We start from the raw sequence: 25,738 nt of genomic DNA, 5'->3' as shown, positions 1-25,738 counted from the left end.
TTCCAAGCTGTAAAACGGTTATTTCTTGACGGTTTTCTTTGCTAGTTTTTTCGCTGCCAGCTTACCGGGCTTTTTCTTTTTCGTACCAATTTTGGCTTCTTTGTGTTTTGGCCGCAGACTGTCAATCACCCGCCGTTTCAATTTTTGCTCTGTATAACGCTCCACTTTGGCGACTATTGCCATATCATGCGCTTCTACCAGCGAAATAGCCGTGCCTTTTTTACCGGCGCGGCCGGTGCGGCCGATGCGGTGCACATACGTGTCGGCACCGCGTGGCATGTCGTAGTTAACTACATGACTAATATCATCAATATCCAGACCTCGGGCCGCAATATCGGTGGCAATTAACACCGGAACCTGGCCTTGGCTGAAACGCTGTACTGCCTGCAAGCGCTTGTCCTGCGGCATTTCGCCCTGGAGCCAGCAGCATTTAATGCCGGCGCTTTCCAACTGGCCGGTTAAACTGGCCAGACGCTCACGGGTTTTAACAAACACAATAGCTTTCGTGACATCTTCTTGCTTTAGAATATGGGTTAGCAATGCAAGTTTATGCACGTTGTCATCGGCCAGATGTAACCACTGCAGAATTTTTGCTTTTTCTTTGCGTGATGGTACAGCTTCAATCAGTTCCGGCTCTTTTAGAGCCCGCTCGGCAAAACGCTCCAGGTTTAACCCCTCCAGCGTGGCAGAAAATAGAAAGGTCTGGCGCCGGCGCCGGGCTTCCAGCACTATCCGGTTCATTTCACCAATAAAGCCCATATCAAGCATCCGATCGGCCTCATCCAGGATCAGCACTTCCACTTCATCAGCCTGAAAACTTTCTTCGTCTAAGTACTCGGTTAAACGACCCGGTGTGGCAACCAGAATATCGTTGTTTTTTTCCAGCGTATCTTTATGACTGCCATAATTAATACCGCCGGTAATTACCCCAACGTTAAGTTTGGTGTATTGCGCCAGCTGCTTAAATTCCTGGTAAACCTGAAATGCCAATTCGCGGGTAGGGGTCATCACCAGTACCCGGCAAAAGCCAGGGTCGCGCCGCGGAAAATCCAACAGGTATTGAATAGCCGGCAACACAAAAGCCAGGGTTTTTCCGGTGCCGGTAGGGGCACTGGCCAGCACATCACGACCATCCAATGCTGGCGGAATGGCCAGTTGCTGAATAAGGGTAGGCTCGGTAAACCCAGCCTGCTCCAGTGCCTGGTTAATAGAGTCGTCGAATTGAAAATCGGCAAAGCTCATAAAGGTATTCCTTAGAATGGCATTATTCAGATGACAAACCTGCTAAGCACTCAGTAAACTGTAGCCAGAGGTGAAGATGTCAGCTGGTTTTAAGTGTAAACAATTTTTTGTAGGCCATGATCAGTGTGCGATGAAAGTCGGTACTGACGGATTATTGCTGGGAGCCTGGGCCAGCTTAACAACTAATAACAACGCGACCACTTTTTTAGATATTGGCACTGGCAGTGGCTTAATCAGCCTGATGCTGGCGCAGCGCTGTCCTGATGCCCGTATCCATGCAATAGAGCTCGATAACGCTGCCGCAGATCAGGCATACCACAATTTCCAGCAAAGCGCCTTTGCCAGTCGCCTGCAACTGTTAAAAGGCGATATTCTAACCTATCAGCCAGTTGAACGTTACGCTTTAATTGTCTCTAACCCGCCTTTTTTCACTAATGCGCTGCAAGGTCAGAACCTGCAGCGGAATCAGGCCAGGCATACGAGCCTTTTACCTTTGCCAAGCTTGCTGAACAAAGCGGCTGAGTTGTTAGCGCCGGGCGGAAGTTTTGCGCTGATATTACCCGACTCTGGTGCTGAGGTATTCAGCCGGATAGCGCTGGAGCAGGGCTGGTTTCTCAGCGCAAGCTGTGTGGTGTTAAGCCGCTCTGATAAAGCGCCCCTGCGCCGCCTGATGCAGTGGCAGCGGGACGCATGTACGCCGGCGCAGCAACAATTGGTTATTCACGAGCAAACCGGCGGTTACAGCGAACAATACCAAAATCTGTTACGGGATTTTTATCTGAACTTCTGATAACACCCCGTTACTCCCTACCGCATACCTTCGGTTAAAGACGCTCGGCTATTTCGGTTAATATCTGACTTACCCAGGCATTTAAGCGCTCATCGGTTTGCTCATACTGATTTTCATCGTCCAGTGCAAGGCCGTAAAACAACTGGCCGTCGTCCGTTAGTGCTTTCGAGGCGATAAAATCGTAGCCTGCAGTGGGCCAGAAGCCAATACGCTCGGGTTGCTGTGGGGCAATGGCGTCATGCAGCATACCGACGGCGTCAATAAACCATTCTGCATAACCCAGCTGATCACCCATGCCATAAATAGCGACGGTTTTGCCGGTTAAATTAACGTGACTGATGTCATCCCAATGTGCTTCCCAGTCTTCCTGGATCTCACCAAAATCCCAGGTGGAGAGGCCAAGTATCAATAACTGATAATCAGCCATTCTGCTCAGTGGCACCGTTTTAATATTATGCAAATCGACCACATCGGCGCCGATCAGTGCCTGGATTTTTTCCGCCACCATTTCGGTATAGCATGTGGTTGAGCCGTAAAATAAGCCTATCTTCATCGAAATTCCGCCTGCAAGTTCTGCGGCGCATTGTAGCAGAAGCTCTTAGCAGAGCCCACATCAGACGCGTAGCAGAGGTAATGATAGCGCGGACAACCTGATGCAGTTGGGCTAAGCGACCTTTACATCGGAATAACACCAGGGCTATGCCCAACGAGTGTGATCGGCTAATATAGGCCGCAACATGCAGTAGTAGCGCCACTCAGGCAATAAAACATGAACCCGGAACAATCATCAGCTCTTGCCCCTGCCGAGCAGGCATTGATCCAGCAGTTTCTGGATCAGCTCTGGTTAGAGAAAGATGTCAGCCCCCATACGTTAAGTGCCTATGGCAGTGATTTGACCTTGTTTGGCCGTTACCTGGCAACGCAGCAACAACACTTTTTAAGTGCAGACAGCCAGCTGATTAATCAGTTTCTGGCGGTGCGTTATCAGCAACAACTGAGTCCACGTAGTGGCTCCAGAATGCTCAGCAGCTTACGGCGGTTTTACCGGTATTATCATAAAGCCGGACGCTGCGCGGTTAATCCGGTAACAGAACTGGTTAATCCTAAAATTGGACGTAGTTTGCCGAAAACCTTATCCGAGCAAGATGTCGATGCGCTGCTGCAAGCCCCTGACTGCAATGACCTTATTCAGTTTCGCGATAAAGCTATGCTGGAACTGCTGTATGCGTGCGGCTTACGGGTAACCGAATTAATAAGTCTGACCTTGCAGCAGGTGAGTATTAATCAGGGGGTGCTACGGGTGCTTGGCAAGGGCAGTAAAGAGCGGTTAGTGCCGATGGGTGAAGAAGCTCAGGATTGGCTTAGCCGATATTTGCAGCATGCCCGTACTGATTTAGTGAAAGGTGACAGTAATTTAGTGTTTACCAGCAGCCGTGGCAGCCAGATGACCCGCCAAACATTCTGGCACCGCATTAAGTTTTATGCCAAAGTGGCGGGTATTCAGGCAGAGTTGTCACCGCATACCCTGCGCCATGCTTTTGCTACCCATTTGTTGAACCACGGTGCCGATTTGCGAGTCGTACAAATGCTACTGGGGCATAGTGATTTATCCACAACCCAAATATATACCCATGTCGCTCAGGCTCGTTTGCAGCAGCTGCATCAGCTACATCACCCGCGTGGCTAGGGGTTCTGTTACATTAATTAGGAAGGTTTATGAAAAACTGGTTATCAGGTGCCCTTACTCTGGGTGTGTTTAGTTTAAGTGTGAGTTTAAGTGCTGGTGCGCTGGCGCAACAGAAAAGTGACGCGCCAGAGCTAAGTGAGATCTCCAACAGTCTTGCGCCGCTTGGCTTGAAGGTAAATGCGGTTGCCAACAGCCCGATGCCGGGTTTATTGCAAGTATTTACCCAGCGAGGCTTGTTTTTTACCAGTAGCGATGGCCGTTTTTTTATCGAGGGTAATGTGTTTGATTTACAGCAATCTGAGCTGGTAAACGATGTGCAGATGCGCAGTTATGTCAATAAGCAATTGCCAGCATTGGCAGACAGCTACATTGAATACAAAGCAGAGAATGAGCAGCATGTGGTTTACGCCTTTACTGACCCAACCTGTGGCTACTGCCAAAAACTGCACAACGAAATGAACGACTACAATAAGCTCGGCATAACTGTCCGTTATCTGGCCTTCCCCAGAGGCGGCTTAAACAGCAAAACGGCATTAGAAATGCAACATCTGTGGTGTTCGCGTAATCAACAAAAAGCCATGGATTTAGCCAAAGATGGTAAGCGTAATCCGCCGGCCATGTGTGAAAACCCAGTGAAACAGCATTATGAGCTGGGCCAGTCTTTTGGCATCAATGGTACCCCGGCTTTAGTGCTGGCAAGCGGTCGGATAATTCCTGGTTATCAGCCTGCTGCGGGTCTGTTAAAACAGCTTGAAGCAATGTAACCCCAGGTGGGTGCCGTGGTGTAGAGCCGGGTGAAATTCAGCGGCAAAACTTAACTATGACAACATTATTTATGACAACAAAAGTGACACAAAACAGGTAGCAGCTTTGCAGTTAAAACAAATCAGCCGGCGTGAGCCGGTGACCAACCAGATTATCGCGGAGCACCTGCACCCGGTGCTTCGTCGGTTGTACCAGAATCGCGGCATCAACCATAGCAATGAACTGGAACGGGGTGCTGCCGGTTTGTTGCCGTTCAGTGCACTGAAGGGGATAGGACCGGCAGTTCAGCTACTCATTACCGCATTGCAACATCAGCAACATATTGTCATTGTAGGTGATTTTGATGCTGACGGTGCCACCAGTACTGCTGTATTGATGGCAGGCTTAAAAGCCTTTGGCTTTAAATATCTGGAATATATGGTGCCAAACCGCTTTGAATATGGTTATGGTCTGACCCCGGAGCTGGCAGAGCTGGTGGTGGCGCAGGGCGCTGAATTAATTATTACTGTTGATAATGGTATTTCGGCAGTGGAAGGCGTGGCATTGGCCAAAAAAGCGGGTGTAAAAGTCTTAGTGACGGATCATCACTTAGCCGGCAATACCTTACCGAATGCCGATGCCATTGTTAATCCCAATCAACCAGGCTGCGACTTTCCCAGTAAGGCTCTGGCCGGGGTGGGGGTCGCATTTTATTTACTGATGGCCCTGCGGGCGGGTTTGCGTGAACAAAACTACTTTACCGACAACGGCCAGACCGAACCTAATATTGCCGAGTTACTGGATTTAGTGGCGCTGGGGACAGTGGCCGATGTGGTAGCGCTGGATACCAATAACCGCATTTTAGTGCATCAGGGCCTGATGCGAATTCGCAGCGGTAAATGCCGGCCTGGCATTCAGGCACTGATTGATGTGGCGAACCGTAAGGCAGAGAAGCTGACGGCCAGCGATTTTGGTTTTTCACTGGCTCCGCGCTTAAATGCGGCGGGCCGGCTGGATGATATGGCGCTGGGAATAAGTTGTCTGCTGGCACCTGAGCTGGGTTTAGCCAGGCAGTACGCTGCAGAGCTTGATGCGCTTAATGTTGAACGCCGGGCAATAGAGCAAAGTATGCAATTAGAGGCGCAAGCCTTTTTAAGTAAGTTATCGTTTGACGGCACTTCGCTGCCGGAATGTTTGTGTTTATACCGCAGTGACTGGCATCAGGGGGTGATTGGTATTTTAGCCGGTCGGATTAAAGAGCAGTTTCACAGGCCGACTATTGTGTTTGCTGAGGGCGATAATGGCGAACTGAAAGGTTCGGCCCGATCAATACCCGGTTTACATATCCGTGATTTACTGGAAGAAATCGCCAGCCAGTATCCGGGGTTAATTAAAAAATTTGGTGGTCATGCGATGGCAGCAGGGTTAACCATCGCTGCCGAACGCCTGGAAACGTTTCAGTTGGCACTTAGCTTAACCGCAAAAAAACACTTAACCGCTGAGCAACTCACCGCCGTTATATACACCGACGGTGAGCTTGAAGCGGAGTGTTTTGATCTCAACTTTGCCCGGTTATTGCAAAATGCCGGGCCCTGGGGGCAGGCATTTCCGGAACCGGTTTTCGATGGGGAATTTGTTTTAATAAGTCAGAAAATGCTGGCCGAACGGCATTTAAAACTGATGTTGCAAGGACAGAATGGCTTACTTATTGATGCTATCTGGTTTAATGCCGATAATAAAACCTGGCCGGATGTCAACGTAAAGAAAGTGCAGCTGGCTTATCAGTTGGATATTAACGAATACCGCGACCAGCAAAACTTACAACTTATAGTACGGCATATGACCGCACTTAGCTGAGTTAACGGCGCTGCCCCGCCATTTATTAAAAATCGTTAATAGATGGCTGCACTGCCAGCCATATCTTTGCTATAATCCGCAACAATTTTTCGACCGTTTTAAGACCCAGGGCAATTCATGTTTGAAGTAAATCCGGTAAACAATAGCATTAAAGATCTGACTGAGCGCACTGATGTGCTTCGGGGGTATCTTTGACTATGATGGCAGAAAAGAGCGTTTAGAAGAAGTTTCACGCGAACTGGAAGACTCTGCTGTCTGGAATAACCCGGAGAAAGCTCAGGCATTAGGCAAAGAGCGCTCGGCACTTGAACAAGTTGTCGGGACCATTGACCGGCTGGATCAGGGCTTGGAAGATGTGGCTGGCCTGGTCGAACTGGCAGTAGAAGCCGAAGATGAAGACACCTTTGAAGAAGCCAAAGTTGAACTGGCCGATCTGGAAAAGCAGCTGGCGTTGCTTGAGTTCCGGCGGATGTTCTCAGGTAAAAATGATCAAAATGATTGTTATCTGGACATCCAGGCAGGCTCCGGTGGTACTGAAGCCCAGGACTGGGCCAGCATGTTAATGCGGATGTATTTGCGTTGGGGCGATGATAAAGGCTTTAAACCTGAAATCTATGAAGTGACTGACGGCGATGTCGCCGGTATTAAAGGTTGTACCATTAAGTTTTCCGGTGACTACGCTTATGGCTGGCTCCGTACAGAAACCGGTGTACATCGCTTAGTCCGCAAAAGCCCATTTGACTCAGGCAATCGCCGTCATACGTCTTTTGCCTCGGTGTTTGTGGCGCCAGAAATCGACGACGATATTGAAATTGACATTAATCCGGCCGATTTACGCATTGATACCTACCGGGCGTCGGGTGCCGGTGGTCAGCACGTCAACCGGACTGACTCTGCGGTGCGGATCACTCACTTACCGACCAATATCGTGGTGCAATGTCAGAACGACCGCTCGCAGCATAAAAACCGCGACAACGCCTACAAGCAATTACGTGCCAAGCTATATGAGTTTGAATTGCAAAAACAGAATGCCGAAAAACAGGCGCTGGAAGATACCAAGTCCGACATCGGCTGGGGTAGTCAAATCCGCTCCTACGTGCTGGATGATTCACGAATTAAGGATCTTCGTACCGGTATCGAAACCCGCAACACCCAGGCGGTACTCGATGGTAATCTCGACAAGTTTATTGAAGCCAGTCTTAAAGCCGGCCTGTAATATTTATTTTAACTTTCTCTCTCAATCAGGAAATGCACCATGTCTGACCAGCAGCAACCACAAGAAGAAATTCAAGACGTTAATAAGCTGATTGCTGAGCGAAAACAGAAGCTTGCCGGTCTTCGTGCTGACGGCTTTATGTTTCCGAACGATTTTCGCCGTGACAGTATCTCCAGTGAAGTGATTGCAAAGTACGATCACTTAACCAAAGAAGAGCTTGAAGCGCAGAAAATCACTGTTAGCCTGGGCGGCCGGATAATGACCCGGCGTATTATGGGCAAAGCCAGCTTTACCACTGTCGCTGATATGGGCGGTAAAATTCAATTGTATGTTGCCCGCGATAGTCTGCCGGAAGGCGTATACAACGAGCAATTTAAGAAGTGGGATTTAGGCGACATTGTTGGCGCTACAGGCCACCTTTTCAAAACTCAGACTGGCGAGTTAACGGTATGGTTAAGTGATATCCGTTTATTAACCAAAGCATTGCGACCCTTACCGGATAAGTTCCACGGCTTAACCGATAACGAAGCACGCTACCGGCAGCGCTACCTTGATTTAATTTCTAATGAGCAGTCGCGCAAAACCTTTTTAGTGCGCAGCAAAACCGTGGCTTATATTCGACGCTTTTTTAACGACGAAGGCTTTTTAGAAGTAGAAACGCCGATGCTGCAGGCTATTCCTGGCGGTGCGTCAGCCAGACCCTTTGAAACACACCACAATGCGCTAGATATGCAGATGTTTTTGCGTATTGCGCCAGAGCTGTATTTAAAGCGCTTAGTGGTCGGTGGTTTTGAAAAAGTGTTCGAGTTAAACCGCAATTTTCGCAATGAAGGGGTGTCTACCCGACACAACCCGGAATTTACCATGCTGGAGTTTTACTGGGCCTATGCGGATTACAACGATTTAATGGATTTAACCGAAAAATTGTTTCGTGGTTTAGCGCTGGATGTGCTTGGGTCGACTGAAGTGCCTTATCAGGGTGAAGTGTTCGACTTTGGTAAACCGTTTGCCCGCATGTCGGTTACCGACTCTATTTTGCACTACAACCCGACGGTCACGAAAGAGCAGTTAGCCACGCGTGAAGCGGTAGCAGAGCTGGCGAAAAGTCTGGGTATTCAGGTTAAAGACAACTATGGCCATGGCCGTATTCTAATGGAAGTATTTGACGAGCTGGTCGAGACCAAACTGCGTCACCCAACCTTTATTACCGAATACCCGGCTGAGGTGTCACCACTGGCCCGGCGTAACGATCACAACCCGGAAATTACCGACCGCTTTGAATTCTTTATCGGTGGCCGTGAACTGGGTAATGGCTTTAGCGAGTTAAACGATGCTGAAGATCAGGCTGAGCGCTTTCGCGAGCAAGTCGCTCAAAAGGATGCTGGTGATGACGAAGCAATGTTTTATGATGAAGATTTTGTCACCGCACTGGAACACGGCTTACCGCCAACGGCCGGTCAGGGTATCGGTATCGATCGGTTAGTGATGTTACTGGCCGATGCTGCCTCTATCCGCGACGTTATTCTGTTTCCGCATATGCGACTGCATCACGATAAGTAATTATTTATTCAAGAGAAAAGCCAGACATTGTTCTGGCTTTTTTATTATCCGGTCTGTAATGTTTACTGTTATCAGGTAACTTCTACACTATACTGGTTTAAAACCCTGTTCGACCCGTCACGACTCACCTTTCAAAGTGCTGATTTTAAATGGTTTTTTATATTTTTCTTTTTGGCACAGGCATTGCAGAGGGTATTGCAGTAGTAGTTTAGTCATAAATAGTGATACAGCTGGGTAAGTACACGCGCTGTATTTTCGTTAAAATAAGCAGGAGGTTTACAATGGCAACAACCCAAACTGGTAGTAAAGCAGCTGGTAATTCTACAGCTAGTCCGTTAACTAACTCGCCTGTAACTGAACGCGCGTCAGAAGCTGCGCATCACGCAGTAGACGCTATGGCAGGTAAAGCGGCCACTGCTGAAGATACTTTACGTCGCACTGCGGCGAGTTCTAAGGCGACTATTGACCAGAAACAAGAAGAGCTGAAAATGCAAATGCAGGGTTCATACGAGCGAAGCAAACAATTTGCGCAGGAGAATCCGTTAGCGGCAGCAGGTATTGCTTTTGCTGCAGGTATGTTGGTTAGCGCCCTGCTGCGTCGCGGCAACTGATTATGGTTGAACCGCGGGATACAGAGCCGCAGCAAGCGGCTGCTGAGCCATTACCAGAAAAGGTAATGGCTCAGCTTACCGAGTTAGCCTCATTGCTTAGCCTCAGTGCCGAGCAATATAAGCAACAGACACAGCTTACCAGGCAAACTGCCAGTGCCGAAATGGCGTTGTCACGCCGTGGCTTAATGCTTGCGGCGGGATTATTGGTGGCGTTAGGCGCTGGAGTTATCATGTTGTGGGGCTCCATATTGGTATTTGCAGGTTATTTATTATTGCAAGCCACCTCATCGGTGCCGCTAACCGCCGGCGTGTTATTTTTATTCCAGCTTGCTTTTTTGTATTGGTGTTTGCGAAATATGCGCTATTCGCTGAAGCAGATTGGATTTAGTAATACCGTAGCCCAAGTGAAAGGTATTCTCCGATTCTCTACTGAAACTGCCGGAGGTAATAATGTTGATCGATCTGCTGACTAAGAAAGACAGACTAAAAATACAACAATGCAACGAAGCTTTTGAACAACATCAGCAGCTTAGACATGCTTACCTTTGGCTGGCGGGGCAGCGCACTAAGCAATTTCTTGGATCCGCTCCGGGTTTAACATTAAGTTTCAGCGCTGGTATGCTGATGCAATTTCGTCATACTATAGTGGTAAAAACAATGCGGGGCGTTGGAGCGCTAAAATGGTTACGTATATTAGCTTAGGGTCTTTGTCTTATTTTAATCTGGAGTTATCTTGATCGCTCCGCCGTCACTCGGCAGACGTAGCCGCTTGAGTGCAGAGCTCGCGCTTAAAATACTGACTGCGCTGGCAGTAATTTACACCTTTTATTTTACCCGAAGTTTATTGCTGCCGATTATAGTCGCCGCTTTTATAGCGTTGTTTGCCAGCCCGGCTGTCAGGTTTTTAGTTCGGCTGAAATTACCAAAACCTTTTTCCTCGTTAATCGTACTTGTCGTCATTGTCTGCGCTGTCGGATATGGTGTCAGTCTGCTATACAGTCCAGCTGCTGCCTGGATGGACAGATTACCACTTTTGAGCAGCAAACTGGCGCTGCAGGTTGATGATATGGCAGGATCGCTTGATTCTTTCAAAACCTCAGTGCTATCTGAAAATGAAGAAGAGAAAAACCCGATTGATTCCGCAATAGGGGCGGGTTTCGTTCCTTTGCTTTCCATGCTTGCTCAAACCACTGCAATGATGCTGTTTCAGCTGGCAACAATCATTATTCTTACCTATTTATTTCTAGTGTTTGGCGGCACTTTGCTTCGTAATATTGTACGGGGCGCGTCGACTTTGAACGAAAAGAAAAATCTGGTAAAAATGTATCAGACCATAGAGCACGACATAAGCCGTTATGTATTGGTGATTTCCGCTATCAACATTATGCTCGGTGTTGCTACGTTTTTAGTGATGAGTATTTTGGGCGTAGCGGATCCGCTGTTATGGGGGGTTCTGGCAACCGTGTTAAATTTTGCACCGTATCTTGGGCCTTTTATCTTAACTGTTTTGCTGGCTGCCGTTGGATTTGTTGAGTTTGATGTAACGGGGCAGGCACTGATGGTCCCAGCAACATTTTTGATGCTAAACATCATTGAGTCGCAACTGGTTACGCCTATGGCCCTGGGTAAACGATTTAATATGAATCCCTTACTGGTTGTGATCTGGATGTTCATCTGGGGCTGGATGTGGGGGGCTGTAGGGGTATTAATTGCTATACCTTTATTAGTTTGCCTGAAGATAATTGCTTCTCATTTTGAGCTATTTCCTTACTGGCGCATATTACTCAGTGCTGACAGCGATTCAATAAGTAAAGAGTAATTGTCAGGAAAAAGTTACTCTGGCGTAAGTAATAATTGCTGATTTTTTACTTTTCATATTACATTCATGTAATGTTGCTTGTTTTAAGTTTTATGAATCAAGTACTTAATTTTTCCCATTGTTGGCATGCCATTCGCATAGTGAATAGCGAAGTATTCACACTAAGTGCAAACCAAGCACTAAGGAGCAAAAATGTTAGGATGGGCATTAACCTTTTTAGTTATCGCGTTGATTGCGGGTGTACTGGGTTTTGGCGGTATTGCCGGAGCTGCTGCCGGGATAGCGAAAATCATTTTCTTTATTTTTATTGTGCTGTTGGTTATCGCACTGATATCAGGTGCTATACGAGGCAAAGCGCCTAAAGTCTAGTGGTAAGGCACTGTGGAATATGACAAAGCCACTGCGAGTTTGCAGTGGCTTTTTTCATATTTGGTAGGTCAGCGTTCCAGTTGATATTTTTCCAGCTTGTTATACAAGGTCTTAACACTAACACCCAGCTGTTGCGCAGTATCTGTTTTATTACCACCATTTTTAGCCAGGGTACGCAATATTGCTGCTTTCTCTAACTCATCTAAACGTACCCCGGTGGGTATCGCGTCGACAACAATCTTTTCGTCTGCCTCGCTTTTGGGTTCATCCAGTAATAAGTGTTCTGGTTCTATAATAGTACCCGCCAGAATATAGGCACGCTCCACGGCATGTTTTAACTCCCGAACATTGCCAGGCCAGCAATGATGAGCAATTAAGCTATGTGCCTCGGCAGAAAATTGCTTACTCTGCTGCTCCTGCACATTGCGATAGGCCAGAAAATGTTGGGCCAGACCAATAACATCGTCCGCTCTGTCGCGAAGCGGCGGTACTGTTATTGGAAACTGGGCCAATCGGAAATATAAATCTTCCCGCAGCATATCTTCGGCAATAGCCTGGAGCGGGTCGCGGTTGGTTGCTGCGGCAATCCGCACATTGGCGGTAGACGTTTTATCGCTGCCGACCGGCCGGTATTCTCCGTTTTCCAGTACCCTGAGTAATTTTACCTGTTGTTCAAGCGGCATTTCGGTAATTTCATCCAGAAACAAAGTCCCGCCTTCAGCCTGAGAAAACACGCCTTGATGATCACGATGAGCACCGGTAAATGCGCCTTTAATATGACCGAATAATTCACTGTCTATCAACTCTGGGCTAAGTGCACCACAATTGATGGCTACAAAGGGCTTGTCGGCACGTAAACTAGCCAGATGCAGGGTATTGGCAACCAACTCTTTACCGGCACCACTTTCGCCTATTATCAGCACGTTAGCTTCAGTAACGGCCACCTTTCGGATAGTCCGGTACAGTTTTAGCATTGGCTTGGAGGAACCTACCAACATTCCGAATTGATCAAGTTCACTGGAGGTTGCCTTAATGTTTTTGCGCTCTGTACTTAGTTGCTGATAAAAATCCTGCAAAGTATCGATTACCGAACCGAAATCCAAAGGTGCCCGGAAATGATACCCTGCTCCACGTTGCATTAATCGGTCCAGCAATTCAATGGGCTTACCGCTGCTAATAAAAATGAAATCGATTTCAGTGAGCTTTTTGCTGGCCAGCAGTCGACTATAATCGTCGTTGTCATTCTCATCGGACTCGATAAGGGCAAGATCACATTGCTGCTGCTGAAGCTGTTCAGACCAGGCTGAACTGTCGCTGCTTTTTATGATAATAAATTGTCTGACGGCAGGCGATTGCAGTAATTTTTCAGTGAGCTCCGGGTCACGCAAATGAATAAATAATCGTGGTTTGCTCATGGCGTCACTCCCTAAAATATTCCATCACTCTAATCCAGCAATGTAAATTTAACAATGGCCATCAGTAAAATTTACTGAAATCTGCTGTCCAGCTAATCATCTATTTTTTTTATTGATAGGAATCAGAACCTTAATATTGGTATATGAATTGAATATGAATTAGTGGAAGTAAGTAGTTTGAGGAGACGGCATTGTGTTGGCATACGATTTAAAAGCAGCAAATCATTGTGCAGGCGATCAGGCAATTTTAAGTCTGGTGTTGGCAGTAAGTGAACAGGCAAGATTGTTCTATCAGCGAACCGCGCCATTAATAGCCGATAATAATATTCGACGTTATTTTATTGAGTTGGAATTATTGCATCAGCAAGCAGCATCTTTTACTGCTGCTGAAAATACCAAGGTTGCAACTGATCAAGATATAAATGCGATTTGTCAGTGGTACAAGGACTACAGCGCAGAAGCAGAACATGAGCGCGACGAACAGAGATGGCTGGCAGAGCTGCCGCAACAACTTCGCTGGCAATTAGGCACATTTAAACGGTTGAACCGGGGCTTGACCGAACCAAGCAATGCCAAGGCAGTGGCTAATTTAACGGCGGGCTTGCAAATTGTTACCGATCAGCTCTGCCCGCTACTATTGAAAATAAAATAGTGAATTATTTACCGGGTGCTCGGTTAAAAATACAATCAAAAAATTAACACTAAATGAACGGTATTTAACATTTATTTGTAGATCAACAACTTGTATTTAGTGAAAATATTGGCATCAAACTGGCAAAGTTACTAGCGTCTCACAACGAAGGAGTGACTATATGAAACGTACAACTTTAGCAGTAATGATGACCGTGGCCCTGGCCAGTACTTCTCTAGCAGCAACTGCCAACGACTGGAAAGACAGTTCAAAGGATGCCTGGATAGATGGCAAAGCTGAAACTACCTTACTACTGAACGGTAACCTGAACTCATTTAACATTAATACCGATGTGAAAAATGGTAAGGTCACTTTAACAGGTAAAGTCGATAGGGAAGTGGATAAAGCGCTTGCCGCCGAACTTATTGAGAATCTGGATGGGGTAACGTCGGTTGACAACAAATTAGTCGTTGTTAAAGACAGTAAGATGCGGAATAAAAAAGATCACGATGAAGATGTGAGTGGTTTAACCGATGCGAAAGTGGCGACCGTAGTAAAAACCCGCTTGCTGTTTGAGTCGGAAACGAGTGGCACAGCAATAGACGTTGATGTTAAAAATGGCATGGTAATGCTGAAAGGTGAAGTCGATTCTGATGCCGAAAAGGACTTGGCTGAAGCTATTGCCAAGAAGACCAAAGATGTTAAGGGTGTTGATAATCAATTAAGAGTAGCAAAGAAAGGCTACTAACGTGGTTGCTTACTGAGCGCACACCAATATTGATAACCCAGGAATAATAATACCGGCCGCCTTAGGCCGGTTTTTTTTGCTGGTGTACCGGTCAGTTATTGTCGAACCAGGTTTAATATAGGATACGACTCTCCGATGTAAAATATGTGCTCATGGGTGTGCTAACCACGGGTTACTATGCTCGGGGTTGGCTATAAATTGTGGGTCGGTAAGGCTGTTTAAAAAAGCCAGGACTGCCTCCCGTTCGCTGTCGGTAAGCTGAAACCCCCGGACAAACTGACTTTTCGCCGGATGGTGCCGACCATCACCCGCATAGCGCCCTGCTGTTATCGTTCTGCCGCCAGCCTGATAAAAATCCAAGACCTGCTCGAGGGTTGTCAGGCTGCCATCATGCATATACGGGGCGGTCAGCGCAATGTTACGCAGGGTCGGTGCCCTGAACCGCCCATCGTCTGTGCTGTTCATGGTAAGCTCTGCCAGGCCGCGATCGTGTTGCGGGTAGCCTGCTTCAGCCTGGCCGGGCCGTGCTGCATAATATAACCCGGTGTTATGAAATGGTCGCAAGTCTAATAACTGCTGACTATGGCTGGTTGCCTGGGTGAAATTAAAGCCACCATGGCAATGATGACACTCCAGCCGTTCAGAAAAAAACAGGTTCATCCCCTCAATTTGTAATGGGCTTAATGCCTCATCTTCATTCTGATAAGCATAGCGGTCAAACTCAGACTGGAACGACAGTAAACTGCGAACAAAACTGGCCAGGGCAAATACAACCTGCTGCATATCAGGCTGCTCACTGTTAAACGCCTGCTGAAATAACTGCGGGTAGGGTGGCTTCTTAAGTCGTTGCATCAGTTGCGGCTCAGCACCGGTTAGTCCCAGTTCCACCGGGGTCTCACTAAATAGCGGAATAAGCAGCTGTTGTTCAATGTCCGTCAGGCCATCGTGAGCCCAGGTCAGCCTATTGTTATACGCCACATTTACCAACGCTAATGCATTACGTCGATGTTGCTGGCCGGTACTGCCGACCGAGCGGTCGGTTGGCTCTGCAAAAGCAAATTGCTGCTGGTGACAACTGGCGCAACTTTGCTTGCCATTAGCGGATAGCTGTTTGTCATAAAATAAGTAGCGACCCAATTCTACTTTTGCCTGGCTCATTGGGTTTTCGGCTGGTACCACCGGCAAAGGCATACCCTCTGGCAGTTGCCATTGCCAGGCTGGATCTGTTGTAGTTGGCTTGCTACAACTGCCAAGCATCAGCAGCAAGATCGTGAAAAACAAAGGTAGCGGGAGTGGCTTGCGAGGTGCGAATGGGTTCATGGTGCCGGGCTCAACTGCCATGGGCCTGCCATGGTTAAATTATCAAATAGCTGCTGACAGTCAGTTTGCAGACTGTCGGACATGCAGCTGCTCTGAGGGCTCAGGACAATTTCAGACAGCAATGCCGCCAGGTTGAACTGCAGCTTCTGGTTCGGTTGATAATCCAGGGTTACTGCAAAGGTGTTAGCGGCACGGCAGGGCAGTGCAGGCGGGCGAAGAACGCTGGCGGACTGACAGCCGGTAGAGCCCAAATGAAACGCCCAGCCAAAGTGGGAGCTTTGCATATCCAGCCGTAAAAACTTGTAACCCAGTTGCCAGCTCCAGAACATTTCGCTGAAATTCAGCGGTGAGCTTGCCTTCAGGGGGTTCTGATGGTTGACCACAAAAGGCAGACCAAGGGTAAAACTCAGTTGACCTGGTGCCAGTGGTTCAGCAAAAGTGAGCTGCCAGTTATCGTTGCCATGACAATCGGTGCCAAGTAACGCCAAGCCTGGTTGCTGCCATGATGTGGTTGTTAACAACTTGGGCTGCTGATTAAGTTTAAAATCGCTAAGATAAAAGCGCAGATATTGCAATTGCCACTGTTGGTTTTGTATCGTAATCGCGTCATTACAAGCCATTGGTTTTTGCTGCCATGCCGGGGTTATCTCTATAACATTTAATGCTTTATTCTGTTCTTTTGGGTTGCAGGCAAGTAAAAGACTGCTAGCAACAGCAAGCGTAAGACTCAAAAAGGCGGTGCGCGCAATATTCATAATTAGGTTGTATTTAAAAAAACTACGGTTAACAATACGCTAAACCTATTTAAAAATCGACTGGCGATACAGGCAAATGCCGGTAAGGCCCCTGCGATAAATAGACACAGGCACCGCTATGAAAACGACTTACTGTTGGTCACTCTTAAGCCTCATTATCCTTAGTTGGTTCAGCCCATCGGTACTGGGGCATGCGGAGCATGACAAAGCCCGGTTCGTGGCGCAGAGCGGGCAAGACACCGGACGCTGTGACAATGTGTTGCGGCCTTGTCGTAGCATCGGCTACGCCCTGAGCCAGGCAGGTAAAGGTGATAAAGTGCTGGTGGCTGCAGGTCATTACCAGCTTAATAGTGTTGATGATGCAGTATTACTTCTTAGTGAAATAGTGCCGGTATTAGGTGGCTACAACAGGTTTGATCATTTTTTGCAGCAGGCGCCGCAGCTGAATAAAACAGTGTTAACCGGTGTGCCGGATGTATTTATCGATCGGCTTTACCAGCGCGGTTTTCAGATTATTAATGACGGCCCCGGCCGCTTTGGTACCGAACTAAGCCAGCAACTTGCCGCCCATGGTGCGCTGCAGCAAGGCCAGCAAGGTGCTACCTGCGTAGCAGGAAAGGCGGGTGTATACAGCTGCGATAAAATTGATTTGGTTGCTCATCTGGCGCTGGCTGATTTGAGTACGACAGCCGGTTCGGCCAATGATATTTGGGGTCATACCGATCTTAATACTGGTATTGAGTTTGCTTTAATCGGTTTAAATAATGGTACAGCCGTAATCAGTCTGGCTGATCCGGCTAACCCGGAAGTAGTGGGAACGATTAATGGAAGCAATACCAGCTGGCGCGATATTAAAGTGTTGCAGTTTTTTGATGATAACCTCAGCCGTTGGCAAGCCTACGCTTATGTATCGTCGGAAGCCAATAACGGTATTCAGATAATTGATTTAAATGACTTGCCCGGCAGTGTGCGGCTGGCTGCGACTGACCGTTCGGTCAACTCAGCGCATAATTTGTATATCAGTAACGTTGATTACACCACTAATACAGCGTTAACCGGTCAGGTTCCCGCGCTGCATATTGCCGGTCAGCCCGAACAGGGCGGCGCAGTGACCAGTTACAGCCTGGCAAATCCGTTACAGTTAAGCGCTAACTGGCTGCAAAGCGGTGCCAGTCGCAGCGACTACAGCCATGATGTTGCCTCTATGCTGGTAACTGACCCGCGTGCCAGTAATCAGTGTGACCGGTCAGAGTGTCAGGTGTTATTTGATTTTAACGAACAGAATATCAAGCTATGGGACATAAGCGGTGCCAGTAACCTGACGCTGGCCGACTTTACTTACAGCCTTGCCAGCTACGTGCATTCCGGCTGGTGGACTGAAAATCAGCAATATTTATTTGTGCATGATGAACTAGATGAGGTAAACCACGGTTTAAATACCACATTGCGGGTTTTTGAGCTTAGTGATTTAACTGCACCAAGCTTAGCAACCACCTATAGCGGCCCTACCAGAGCGATTGATCATAATGGCTTTGTTCGGGGTAATCGTTACTATATGTCAAACTATCAACGCGGTTTAACTATCCTTGATATAACCGATCCGGCAGCGCCGATGCAGGCTGGTTTTTTTGATACCTTTCCGGCGTCAGACAGCGCGGCGTTTAATGGCATGTGGGGGGTGTATCCGTACCTGCCTTCGGGGCTGATTATTGGTAGCGATATCAATAGTGGTCTTTATGTATTCAGGGATAACACGGTTAAGCCGCAGGCAGGAGCATTATCATTCAGTCAGAGCGAGCTGCGGGTAAGCCCTGGCGAGGTAGCGCAGCTGCTGGTAGCACGAACAGGCGGTAGCACTGCAACAAGTGTTGGCTACGAAATTCTGGCTGGCCGGGCGGAGCCGGAACAGGATTATCAGAATACCCGTGGCCGTCTCAACTGGCCGGAAAATGACAGCAGTAGTAAAACGATCAGTATCACGACACTCGATCGTGGCCTTAACGCCGAACGGGAGCTGTTTGTCCGGTTATTTGATCCAGCAAACGGGGCCAGCCTGACCAGCCCGTCTTATCTGCGACTGCGTTTTGGCGAAGACCCACCGCGCGCTGGCGTAGTCAGTCTGGTTGAGTCGGCAACATCGGTGGTAGAGGCCAATGCCACTGTGAGCATTACCGTACGCCGGCTTGGTGGCAGTGATGGAGCCATCAGTGTAGGTTATCTATTAGAAAGTGGCACTGCGACTGTCGGTGAAGATATCACAGCCGCCAGTGGTGAACTAAGCTGGGAAGATGGCGAGAGCAGCGAACGGCAAATTGTGTTGCAAATTATTGATGATGAGCTGTTGGAGCAGGATGAAACCGCCATACTAAGGCTATCGGGCATCGCTGGCAGTGAGTTAGGTGAGATTACCGCACTTACTCTGACAATTATGGACAATGATTCGAACACGGCCCCCAGCGTCAGTATCGGCGAAAATCGTCAGGTTAATGCTGGTCAGAGCGTAACATTAACCGCTGTGGCGACCGACGCCGAGGGCGATAACATAAGTTATCAGTGGCAGCAGGACAGCGGGCCTGCCCTCAGTCTGCAAAACGCCAGCAGCAGTGCGGTAAGTTTTGTGGCCCCGGCCAGCAACAGTCAGCTGGTGTTGACTGTCACGGCGACTGATGCCCGAGGTGCTGCCACCAGCGCCAGCATAACCTTAACGGTGGTGGCCAGCCCACCGCCACCGCCTGCGTCAGAATCGTCCGGGGGCAGCATGCAACTTAGTCTGTTGTTGGTGGGGCTATGGCTACTTCGCCGTCGGGTAAAGCATCAATATATGCCGACTAATATTGTAACTTAAACAATAGCTCGGCCAGATCAGGTTGCCAGATTGCTGTTTTGTCAACCCGGTTATTGCGCAGTATCACGCCCTCAGCCAACAGTAATTGGCGCTGTTCCAGTGCGTTGGCGGTGCCTGTTGCAAATGCCAGGCTGCGGTCGCTGCGCAATACCCGGTACCATGGCACAGCCAGCGCTTGCGGGGCATACCCCAGTGCTTTACCTACCAATCTGGCCCGACCCGGCAGGCCGGCTAAATCAGCAATCTGACCATAACTGGCCACTTTTCCGGCGGGAATTAATAATACGGTTCGCCAGATCCTTTGGTAGTTATCTGCCGCCAAACATTGCTCCTCTCTTATCTATTTTCGATAGCAGCGCCAGGTAAAACAGTGCGAACTAAATTGCGCTGCGTGCTACCACGGTTTTACCAATCGGTGCCAGGCTTAGTATTGCCAACTTTAAATGCTGAATGCCAAACGGAATGCCGATAATCGTAATAAAGCATACTATGGCATGGCCTAAATGGCCCAATGCCAGCCAGAACCCGAATAGCAAAAACCAGACAACATTGCCGAGCAGCCCTAAGGTACCGGTGCCAATGTCATCATAACGGTTAACATAGCGCCGGTTCACCGCATCCTGACCAAATGGCCAGAACGCCATTTCACCAATCACAAAACAACTACGGCCAAACGGAATACCAATAACACTGATAAAGCATAACAAACCTACCAGCCACCACAGTAGCCCCATCACAAAGCCGCCTAAAATAAACCACAGTATATTAAATATCAGTCTGAACACACTCATTTTTAGTCCTTATCACTTTAATTTTATATGTTACACGCAGGAAATGAGCCAATATTTTTATTTATTATAAACAATAGTTTAAGTGTTTTTGGTGCTGTTCTTATTTTTGAGAAAACTAAAATTTAGCAAAACTGACTATCTATTACTTGCATTTTTACTGTGTGCCGCCTAGTATTTGCTGTGTGATGTACAGTATGCGCTGCACAGTATAGGGCGGGCAGGTAAAAATGGATGGTTTATGACAACGGCTCAACTAGATAAAATGCGCTTGGAATTGCGACGGGGGGTGCTGGTTCTGGCGGTGCTGGCATCGTTACGTCAGCGCCACTACGGTTACTCGCTACGACGGCAGTTGCAGGATAACGGCATTGATATAGACGAAGGGACCTTATACCCGCTGGTGCGGCGCCTAGCCGATCAGGGCTTGCTCGATAGTGAGTGGCAACAGGGAGAGGGGCGGGAACGGCGCTACTATCAGTTATCTGAACTGGGTGCTGAACTGCTGCAACAACTTACCGGAGAATGGACCACTTTAAACACTGCCTTGGGGCCGCTGTTGCAGCCAGAGCAAACCATGCATAGTAAGCAGGAAGAGGAGAAAAGCTGATGGATTTAGTTAAACGATATATCACTGCCGTTCAACGCGAACTACCTGAGCCAAAACGGCAGGAAATTGGCCGGGAATTGCAGGCCAATATTATGGATCAGCTGGATGCGCTGGCTGAGCAAAGTGGCAATGCACTTGCCGAGCAGCAAGTTGCAGATGTGCTGAAAAATATGGGACATCCAACCCAGGTTGCCCGTCAGTTTTATCCAACAGAACCTTTAATTCCGTCGCGGCTGATGCCGCTCTATAAGCATACAATGTATATGGTGTTGGGCGTATTGTTTGTATTACAGATAGTTTTTATGACCAAAGCCTGGTTAACCGGCGCTGATGTTGGTCTGTTCCGATTTGTTATGGGGCTGGCGTCGGGTTTCCTTGAAGATGCGATCTTTGGTTTTACCGCTGTTACCCTGGCTTTTGCGCTAATGCCTGCAGATAAGTTAGCAGGGGGTAGTAAAACCTATAGCCAGTGGCAACCCCAACAGTTGCCAATGCTCGGTGCTGATTGGCAGCATATTAGCCTTAGCGATATTTTTACCGATTTAGCCAGCTATGTTTTTTTACTGATGATAATCTGGTTGCCGCTGTGGCGACAGCAGTTTGGCGCAGCAGATGCCAATGGCTCAGTTTTTAGTGCGTATGCATTGCATTTACTGATGTGGTTTAGCCCGATCATTTTGCTTGGCGTGCTAAGCAGTTTATGGCAATTACACCGTCGTCTCTGGAGCCGGCAATCATTAGCGTTAAATGTGTTTGTTAATGTCGCCTTTATGTTGATGTTTTTAACGCTGGCATTTAGCGGACCATTATTGCAGTTCGATTTTGATAACTGGCCTAAACAAATTGATCCAAACTGGCTGGAGCGGACCACAAAATTGTTCCTGCTGAGTTTGGCATTAATTCCGGGCTATGAAGTGGTGCGGGATCTGCTGCGGATATACCGATTATCGGGAAAATAAGGGGGGGTATTACTGCAATAAAAAGCCCTGCCATAACTGTCGTGGCAGGGCTTTTTATTTACTACTGATAATCTGCTGAGTTTATTTAATACTGCTGTGTTTTACGATTGTCACGAATCAGCCACCATACTAGCCAGATAAACAGCAGTAAGGGGGCCAGGGTAACAATCGCTGTAATACCGATAGCAAACACTGCGGCTACCAGACCAACTAAAATGCCAAATACTGAACCGATAATAGCCAGAATGGTAGGCAAGCAGTAAATACCCAGTGCGACAGCAATAATAATAATGAAAGTTTTGTTCATGAGCATAGTTCCTTATGTTGGTATAACTACAGTACTTCAAAAGCTATGCCAAAATTTAAAAACTATATTTAACAGTGAATTATAAGTTTTTTCGTTGGTTAGTTATAAACTGTACTAGCTGTAAGCTAGTGGTTTTGACCAATTAGTAGTGAATTCTGTAACCCCCTAAAAGCAAAAAGCTGCCAGCGAAGCGACAGCAGTAATCGGTTAAAAATGTGCTCAGTTATAACTTATTGATTTGATCTTTTAACTGATATGATTTGTCGGTAACAATGCTTTCCAAGGTACCTACACGCTCTTTGAGTTGTTGCATTTCAGCACGCAGCGTCTCTAATTCTCCTTTACCGGCTTTCGTGTTGTTTTTCATATACACTTCGTAAGCTGCGTAAGCCAAACCGCCGATAATCGCGATTGCGCCAACTTCAAATGGTCCCATGATGTTCTCCCTTCTTTTTTAAGTATGTAATGAACAGCAAAGCGGATGCCAGCATTTTAATTAGTATATAAATCAATAAATTAAATTCTTTCTGTTAATCTGGTTATAGTATAAAAACTAAAAGTTTAGTCAATATCACCAGATAGTAGTGGTAAACTTATCGAAGGTAATGAAATTAATTGTAAGAGTTTATGACCGATCAATTCTGGATGGACAAAGCGTTACAACTGGCCGGTAAAGCAGAGCAGGCCGGTGAAGTGCCGGTTGGCGCGGTCATTGTCAAAAATGGCCAGCTGATTGCTGAGGGCTATAACCAGATGATCAGTTTGAATGATCCGTCAGCCCATGCTGAAATGCTGGCAGTTCGCCAGGCTGGGATAGTGTTACAGAATTACCGGTTAACGGACTGCGTGTTATATGTAACCCTGGAACCTTGCAGTATGTGTGCAGGGTTGCTGGTGCATAGCAGGCTGGCACGGCTGGTATTTGGTGCCAGTGATTACAAAACCGGTGCTGCTGGCTCTATCATGAATTTGGTTCAACACCCGCAGTTAAATCACCAAATGGAAGTCACGGCTGGCGTGCTGGCTGAACGATGCGCTACCACGCTGTCTGCTTTTTTTCAGCGACGTCGTCAGGAAAAAAAGTCAGCAAAACAGGCAGATATCAACCATGCTCTGGCAGGGACGGTTCCTGAAGTCCCGGATGGTCCTGCATGATGGTCTGATAATTGCGTCTTCTGCGGTGCAATTTAACTAAATCGGTGTTTCGTTTTACCCGGCGCCGACTGGAGCTAATGGCAAAGGCGCTGACTTTACGGCGCTTTAACGCCGGTTTCTTGCGAGCAAGCATAAATAACCTACATCTGTTGCTGACGTTGCCAGGGCAACGTTAATATGGCGTTACTATAGTGCCGCTACTTGCTAACAACAAGAGCCGGCAGATAAAAGAGTTTTTTTTACTGTTTTATATCGGATTTTGGCGCTGCTGCGGCGGTTCCCGGGGAAAATTGCTCGGTAAGCTTTAAGCGCTGCTGCTCCAACCGTTGTTCAGCTTGCTGCTTTTCGTCAGTCCAAATTAATGTGTCGTAGTAACGACGAATATTTTCGACATAGGTGACGGCTTCATCGCCCCTGGCATAGCCAAAACGGGTATGCTGGTAAACTGCTTTTTGTCGTAGTAAGGGTAACCGTTGTTTAACCTCCAGCCAGGTATCAGGGTCTGCTCCCTGACGCTGAGTAAGGATACGGGCATCCTCAACGTGACCCCAACCAATATTATAAGAGGCCAGGGCGAACCACAGCCGATCTGGCATGGCGATACGTTCCGGGATCCGGCTAACCAGTCGGTGCAAATAGCGGCTGCCACCCCGGATACTTTGCTCAGGCTCCAACCTGCTGCTAACGCCCATTTGTTTTGCGGTGGGCAGGGTCAGCATCATCAGACCGCGCACTCCGGTAGGGCTGCGGGCTTTGGGATCCCAATGCGACTCCTGATAAGCAAGGGCTGCCAGCAATCGCCAATCCAACTCGCCTGCGTATTGGATAAACAAGTCTTTGTAATCAGGTAAGGTGTGGTTGATGGCATCAATATATTGCAGGGTGTCAACATAGTCGAACTGACTGACATGGCCAAAATAACGGTCTTCAAGAGTGATTAGCTCGCCGCTCTGATAAATATTACCAAAGAATTCAATTAACACGGTCAGCAGGGAATCGTCATTATTAGCAGCGAGTAACCACGCCACCGGTAAATTTTCGCTTACGGTAAAACCAATACTTAAATTGGGATAAAAACGCCGGTTTATGGCTAATTGATTCGAGTCGGTCAGGGTATAGGGGATGTCGCCATTTACCACTAACTGCAACACATCGTCAGCGTCGAGATCCTTTTGTTCTTGCCAGCGCAAATTGGGATGATCAATGCTCAGTCGGTCAAGAGTCTGGGCATGGCTGCTGTCCTGAATAACTACAATAGGCTCAGTAATATCATCAAGCGAGCGCGGCCATTCATCGCCTTGTCGAAATACCAGCAGTTCGTTGATCCATCGATAGGCAGGCGCGGCCCGATAGCGGCTGAGTCGCTGAGAGGTTAGTGTTAGTCCGCCGGCAATAAAATCTACCTGGCCGGTATCCAGTTTTTGTAACAGTTCGTCTAAGTGGTAGCTGGGAAATAGTTGCAGTTCAACGTCCAGGCGTTGTGCCAGAGTCTGAGCCAGCTCGTACTCAAAACCAGCGGGACCGTCAACACCGATGAAATAACTGGTTGGGCCGTGCAATAAGCCAACCCGCAGACTGTCGCGTTGATAAATAGTGTCAAGCTGAGATGTTTGTTCTGCTACGGGCGTACAGGCGCCTAACAGACAAATGGCCAGCCAGAACAACACCTTTAGTTGCATGCCAAACCTGATATTTACTACTCTGGCGACAGTTATATCAAACTTAAGCTTAACAGTCAGTTTTTTCACATACCACTTAGCGTCAAATTTCTTTATAATAGCGCGCTTAAATCAGCTTCCATCGACGCTCAACCAACGGAAACCTAGCCTATGTTTATCCTGCGTGGTGCACCTGCACTGTCCGAATTTCGAATTGCCAAGTTACTTGAACAATGTGCTGAACGCACAATGCCGGTAACCACAATTTATGCCGAGTATATGCACTTTGCTCAAAACAGCGCTGCTCTTAGCAATGACGAGCAAAGCACCCTGGATAAACTGCTTACTTACGGTCCGGCTATCGCCAGCCACGACCCGGTTGGCCAGTTACTGTTAGTAACGCCGCGTCCTGGCACCATTTCCCCCTGGTCGTCTAAGGCCAGTGATATTGCCCATAATTGTGGTCTCGGCAAAATTAAGCGGTTGGAACGTGGTATCGCTTATTATATTGAGGGTGAACGTACCCTAACTGCCAGCGAATTAAACGTGGTTAGCGGTTTGTTGCATGACCGGATGATGGAGGTGGTGTTTAGCGAGTTTGCTCAGGCAGCTGCCTTGTTTGCGCATGCTGCACCGGCAGAATTAAGTTCTG

General features: G+C 47.8%; 27 protein-coding genes and 1 pseudogene. 18 read left to right on the top strand and 10 right to left on the bottom strand.

Going from position 1 to position 25,738, the window contains the following annotated elements; genetic code table 11:
- Positions 1-18 precede the first annotated feature (18 nt).
- A complete protein-coding gene (srmB, locus tag ABY802_RS04295) occupies positions 19-1,242 on the bottom strand; it encodes an ATP-dependent RNA helicase SrmB (RefSeq protein ID WP_372625775.1) in 1,224 nt (407 codons plus the stop codon).
- A 76-nt stretch (positions 1,243-1,318) separates the two neighbouring features.
- On the opposite strand from srmB, the gene ABY802_RS04290 reads away from it, so the two are divergent.
- Positions 1,319-2,032, top strand: coding sequence for a tRNA1(Val) (adenine(37)-N6)-methyltransferase (locus ABY802_RS04290; protein ID WP_372625774.1), 714 nt, complete (start codon positions 1,319-1,321; stop codon positions 2,030-2,032).
- 34 nt (positions 2,033-2,066) lie between these two features.
- Here the strand turns inward: ABY802_RS04290 and fldB are convergent, their stop codons facing one another.
- On the bottom strand, positions 2,067-2,585 hold the full coding sequence (fldB, locus tag ABY802_RS04285) for a flavodoxin FldB (protein ID WP_372625773.1): 519 nt from the start codon (positions 2,583-2,585) through the stop codon (positions 2,067-2,069).
- Between the two features lie 216 nt (positions 2,586-2,801).
- Between fldB and xerD the strand changes: the two genes are divergently transcribed.
- From xerD to ABY802_RS04235, 10 genes are all read left to right on the top strand, one after another.
- Positions 2,802-3,719, top strand: a complete 918-nt coding sequence (gene xerD, locus ABY802_RS04280) for a site-specific tyrosine recombinase XerD (RefSeq protein ID WP_372625772.1) — start codon at positions 2,802-2,804, stop codon at positions 3,717-3,719.
- Positions 3,720-3,748: 29 nt separating this feature from the next.
- Complete coding sequence (dsbC, locus tag ABY802_RS04275; RefSeq protein WP_372625771.1) at positions 3,749-4,483, top strand: bifunctional protein-disulfide isomerase/oxidoreductase DsbC; 735 nt, start codon at positions 3,749-3,751, stop codon at positions 4,481-4,483.
- 106 nt (positions 4,484-4,589) lie between these two features.
- Positions 4,590-6,320: a single-stranded-DNA-specific exonuclease RecJ gene (gene recJ / locus ABY802_RS04270; protein WP_372625770.1), complete on the top strand. Its 1,731-nt coding sequence runs from the start codon at positions 4,590-4,592 to the stop codon at positions 6,318-6,320.
- A gap of 117 nt (positions 6,321-6,437) precedes the next feature.
- Positions 6,438-7,536 (top strand): peptide chain release factor 2 gene (prfB, locus tag ABY802_RS04265; protein WP_290613291.1). Its coding sequence is split into 2 segments (ribosomal slippage): positions 6,438-6,512 and positions 6,514-7,536, totalling 1,098 coding nucleotides; the frame shifts between segments, so codons are not numbered across the junction.
- Positions 7,537-7,575: 39 nt separating this feature from the next.
- Complete coding sequence (lysS, locus tag ABY802_RS04260) at positions 7,576-9,096, top strand: lysine--tRNA ligase (RefSeq protein ID WP_372625769.1); 1,521 nt, start codon at positions 7,576-7,578, stop codon at positions 9,094-9,096.
- Between the two features lie 281 nt (positions 9,097-9,377).
- Entirely contained in the window at positions 9,378-9,707 is a 330-nt protein-coding gene (locus ABY802_RS04255; protein ID WP_372625768.1) for a DUF883 domain-containing protein, read from the top strand.
- A 2-nt stretch (positions 9,708-9,709) separates the two neighbouring features.
- Positions 9,710-10,180 (top strand): hypothetical protein, encoded by a 471-nt coding sequence (locus ABY802_RS04250; protein ID WP_372625767.1) that lies wholly within the window; start codon positions 9,710-9,712, stop codon positions 10,178-10,180.
- A complete protein-coding gene (locus tag ABY802_RS04245) occupies positions 10,158-10,409 on the top strand; it encodes a hypothetical protein (protein ID WP_372625766.1) in 252 nt (83 codons plus the stop codon). The genes ABY802_RS04250 and ABY802_RS04245 overlap by 23 nt, the downstream gene beginning before the upstream one ends.
- A gap of 31 nt (positions 10,410-10,440) precedes the next feature.
- Positions 10,441-11,526: an AI-2E family transporter gene (locus tag ABY802_RS04240; protein WP_372625765.1), complete on the top strand. Its 1,086-nt coding sequence runs from the start codon at positions 10,441-10,443 to the stop codon at positions 11,524-11,526.
- Positions 11,527-11,718: 192 nt separating this feature from the next.
- A complete protein-coding gene (locus ABY802_RS04235; RefSeq protein ID WP_290613279.1) occupies positions 11,719-11,895 on the top strand; it encodes a DUF1328 family protein in 177 nt (58 codons plus the stop codon).
- A 68-nt stretch (positions 11,896-11,963) separates the two neighbouring features.
- Here ABY802_RS04235 and ABY802_RS04230 read toward each other — a convergent pair whose 3' ends face one another.
- Positions 11,964-13,310, bottom strand: a complete 1,347-nt coding sequence (locus ABY802_RS04230) for a sigma-54 interaction domain-containing protein (protein WP_372625764.1) — start codon at positions 13,308-13,310, stop codon at positions 11,964-11,966.
- 193 nt (positions 13,311-13,503) lie between these two features.
- Between ABY802_RS04230 and ABY802_RS04225 the strand changes: the two genes are divergently transcribed.
- Together ABY802_RS04225 and ABY802_RS04220 are read left to right on the top strand one after the other, a co-directional pair.
- Entirely contained in the window at positions 13,504-13,962 is a 459-nt protein-coding gene (locus ABY802_RS04225; RefSeq protein ID WP_372625763.1) for a hypothetical protein, read from the top strand.
- 160 nt (positions 13,963-14,122) lie between these two features.
- Positions 14,123-14,689 carry a BON domain-containing protein gene (locus tag ABY802_RS04220; RefSeq protein WP_372625762.1) on the top strand — a complete coding sequence of 189 codons (567 nt, stop codon included), beginning with the start codon at positions 14,123-14,125 and terminating at the stop codon, positions 14,687-14,689.
- Between the two features lie 150 nt (positions 14,690-14,839).
- Here ABY802_RS04220 and ABY802_RS04215 read toward each other — a convergent pair whose 3' ends face one another.
- Entirely contained in the window at positions 14,840-16,030 is a 1,191-nt protein-coding gene (locus tag ABY802_RS04215; protein WP_372625761.1) for an MbnH family di-heme enzyme, read from the bottom strand.
- Positions 16,006-16,764: an MbnP family copper-binding protein gene (locus tag ABY802_RS04210; protein WP_372625760.1), complete on the bottom strand. Its 759-nt coding sequence runs from the start codon at positions 16,762-16,764 to the stop codon at positions 16,006-16,008. The genes ABY802_RS04215 and ABY802_RS04210 overlap by 25 nt, the downstream gene beginning before the upstream one ends.
- A 118-nt stretch (positions 16,765-16,882) precedes the next feature.
- On the opposite strand from ABY802_RS04210, the gene ABY802_RS04205 reads away from it, so the two are divergent.
- Positions 16,883-19,609: a choice-of-anchor B family protein gene (locus tag ABY802_RS04205; RefSeq protein WP_372625759.1), complete on the top strand. Its 2,727-nt coding sequence runs from the start codon at positions 16,883-16,885 to the stop codon at positions 19,607-19,609.
- Here ABY802_RS04205 and ABY802_RS04200 read toward each other — a convergent pair.
- Together ABY802_RS04200 and ABY802_RS04195 are read right to left on the bottom strand one after the other, a co-directional pair.
- Entirely contained in the window at positions 19,593-19,931 is a 339-nt protein-coding gene (locus ABY802_RS04200; RefSeq protein ID WP_372625758.1) for an MGMT family protein, read from the bottom strand. The genes ABY802_RS04205 and ABY802_RS04200 overlap by 17 nt on opposite strands.
- A gap of 55 nt (positions 19,932-19,986) precedes the next feature.
- Positions 19,987-20,400, bottom strand: a complete 414-nt coding sequence (locus tag ABY802_RS04195) for a YccF domain-containing protein (RefSeq protein ID WP_372625757.1) — start codon at positions 20,398-20,400, stop codon at positions 19,987-19,989.
- 238 nt (positions 20,401-20,638) lie between these two features.
- On the opposite strand from ABY802_RS04195, the gene ABY802_RS04190 reads away from it, so the two are divergent.
- Both ABY802_RS04190 and ABY802_RS04185 read left to right on the top strand, forming a co-directional pair.
- The gene (locus ABY802_RS04190; protein WP_372625756.1) at positions 20,639-21,007 is read left to right on the top strand and encodes a PadR family transcriptional regulator; all 369 of its coding nucleotides are present in this window, start codon (positions 20,639-20,641) and stop codon (positions 21,005-21,007) included.
- Complete coding sequence (locus ABY802_RS04185) at positions 21,007-21,966, top strand: hypothetical protein (RefSeq protein WP_372625755.1); 960 nt, start codon at positions 21,007-21,009, stop codon at positions 21,964-21,966. The genes ABY802_RS04190 and ABY802_RS04185 overlap by 1 nt, the downstream gene beginning before the upstream one ends.
- An 85-nt stretch (positions 21,967-22,051) precedes the next feature.
- Here the strand turns inward: ABY802_RS04185 and ABY802_RS04180 are convergent, their stop codons facing one another.
- Together ABY802_RS04180 and ABY802_RS04175 are read right to left on the bottom strand one after the other, a co-directional pair.
- Entirely contained in the window at positions 22,052-22,273 is a 222-nt protein-coding gene (locus ABY802_RS04180) for a hypothetical protein (RefSeq protein ID WP_372625754.1), read from the bottom strand.
- 223 nt (positions 22,274-22,496) lie between these two features.
- Positions 22,497-22,709, bottom strand: a complete 213-nt coding sequence (locus ABY802_RS04175) for a hypothetical protein (RefSeq protein WP_372625753.1) — start codon at positions 22,707-22,709, stop codon at positions 22,497-22,499.
- A 191-nt stretch (positions 22,710-22,900) separates the two neighbouring features.
- Between ABY802_RS04175 and tadA the strand changes: the two genes are divergently transcribed.
- Positions 22,901-23,428 (top strand): tRNA adenosine(34) deaminase TadA, encoded by a 528-nt coding sequence (tadA, locus tag ABY802_RS04170; protein ID WP_372625752.1) that lies wholly within the window; start codon positions 22,901-22,903, stop codon positions 23,426-23,428.
- A gap of 239 nt (positions 23,429-23,667) precedes the next feature.
- Here tadA and mltF read toward each other — a convergent pair whose 3' ends face one another.
- A complete protein-coding gene (gene mltF / locus ABY802_RS04165; RefSeq protein WP_372625751.1) occupies positions 23,668-25,176 on the bottom strand; it encodes a membrane-bound lytic murein transglycosylase MltF in 1,509 nt (502 codons plus the stop codon).
- Positions 25,177-25,257: 81 nt separating this feature from the next.
- Here mltF and ABY802_RS04160 point away from each other — a divergent pair.
- A pseudogene (locus ABY802_RS04160) lies at positions 25,258-25,738 on the top strand (phosphoribosylformylglycinamidine synthase); the annotation flags it as partial.

Origin of the sequence: Arsukibacterium sp. (assembly GCF_041616895.1) — a bacterium.
In the GTDB taxonomy this organism is placed as follows: domain Bacteria; phylum Pseudomonadota; class Gammaproteobacteria; order Enterobacterales; family Alteromonadaceae; genus Alishewanella.
Note: the sequence above shows the minus strand (reverse complement) of the source record. Positions and strands in the feature narration are given on the sequence as shown.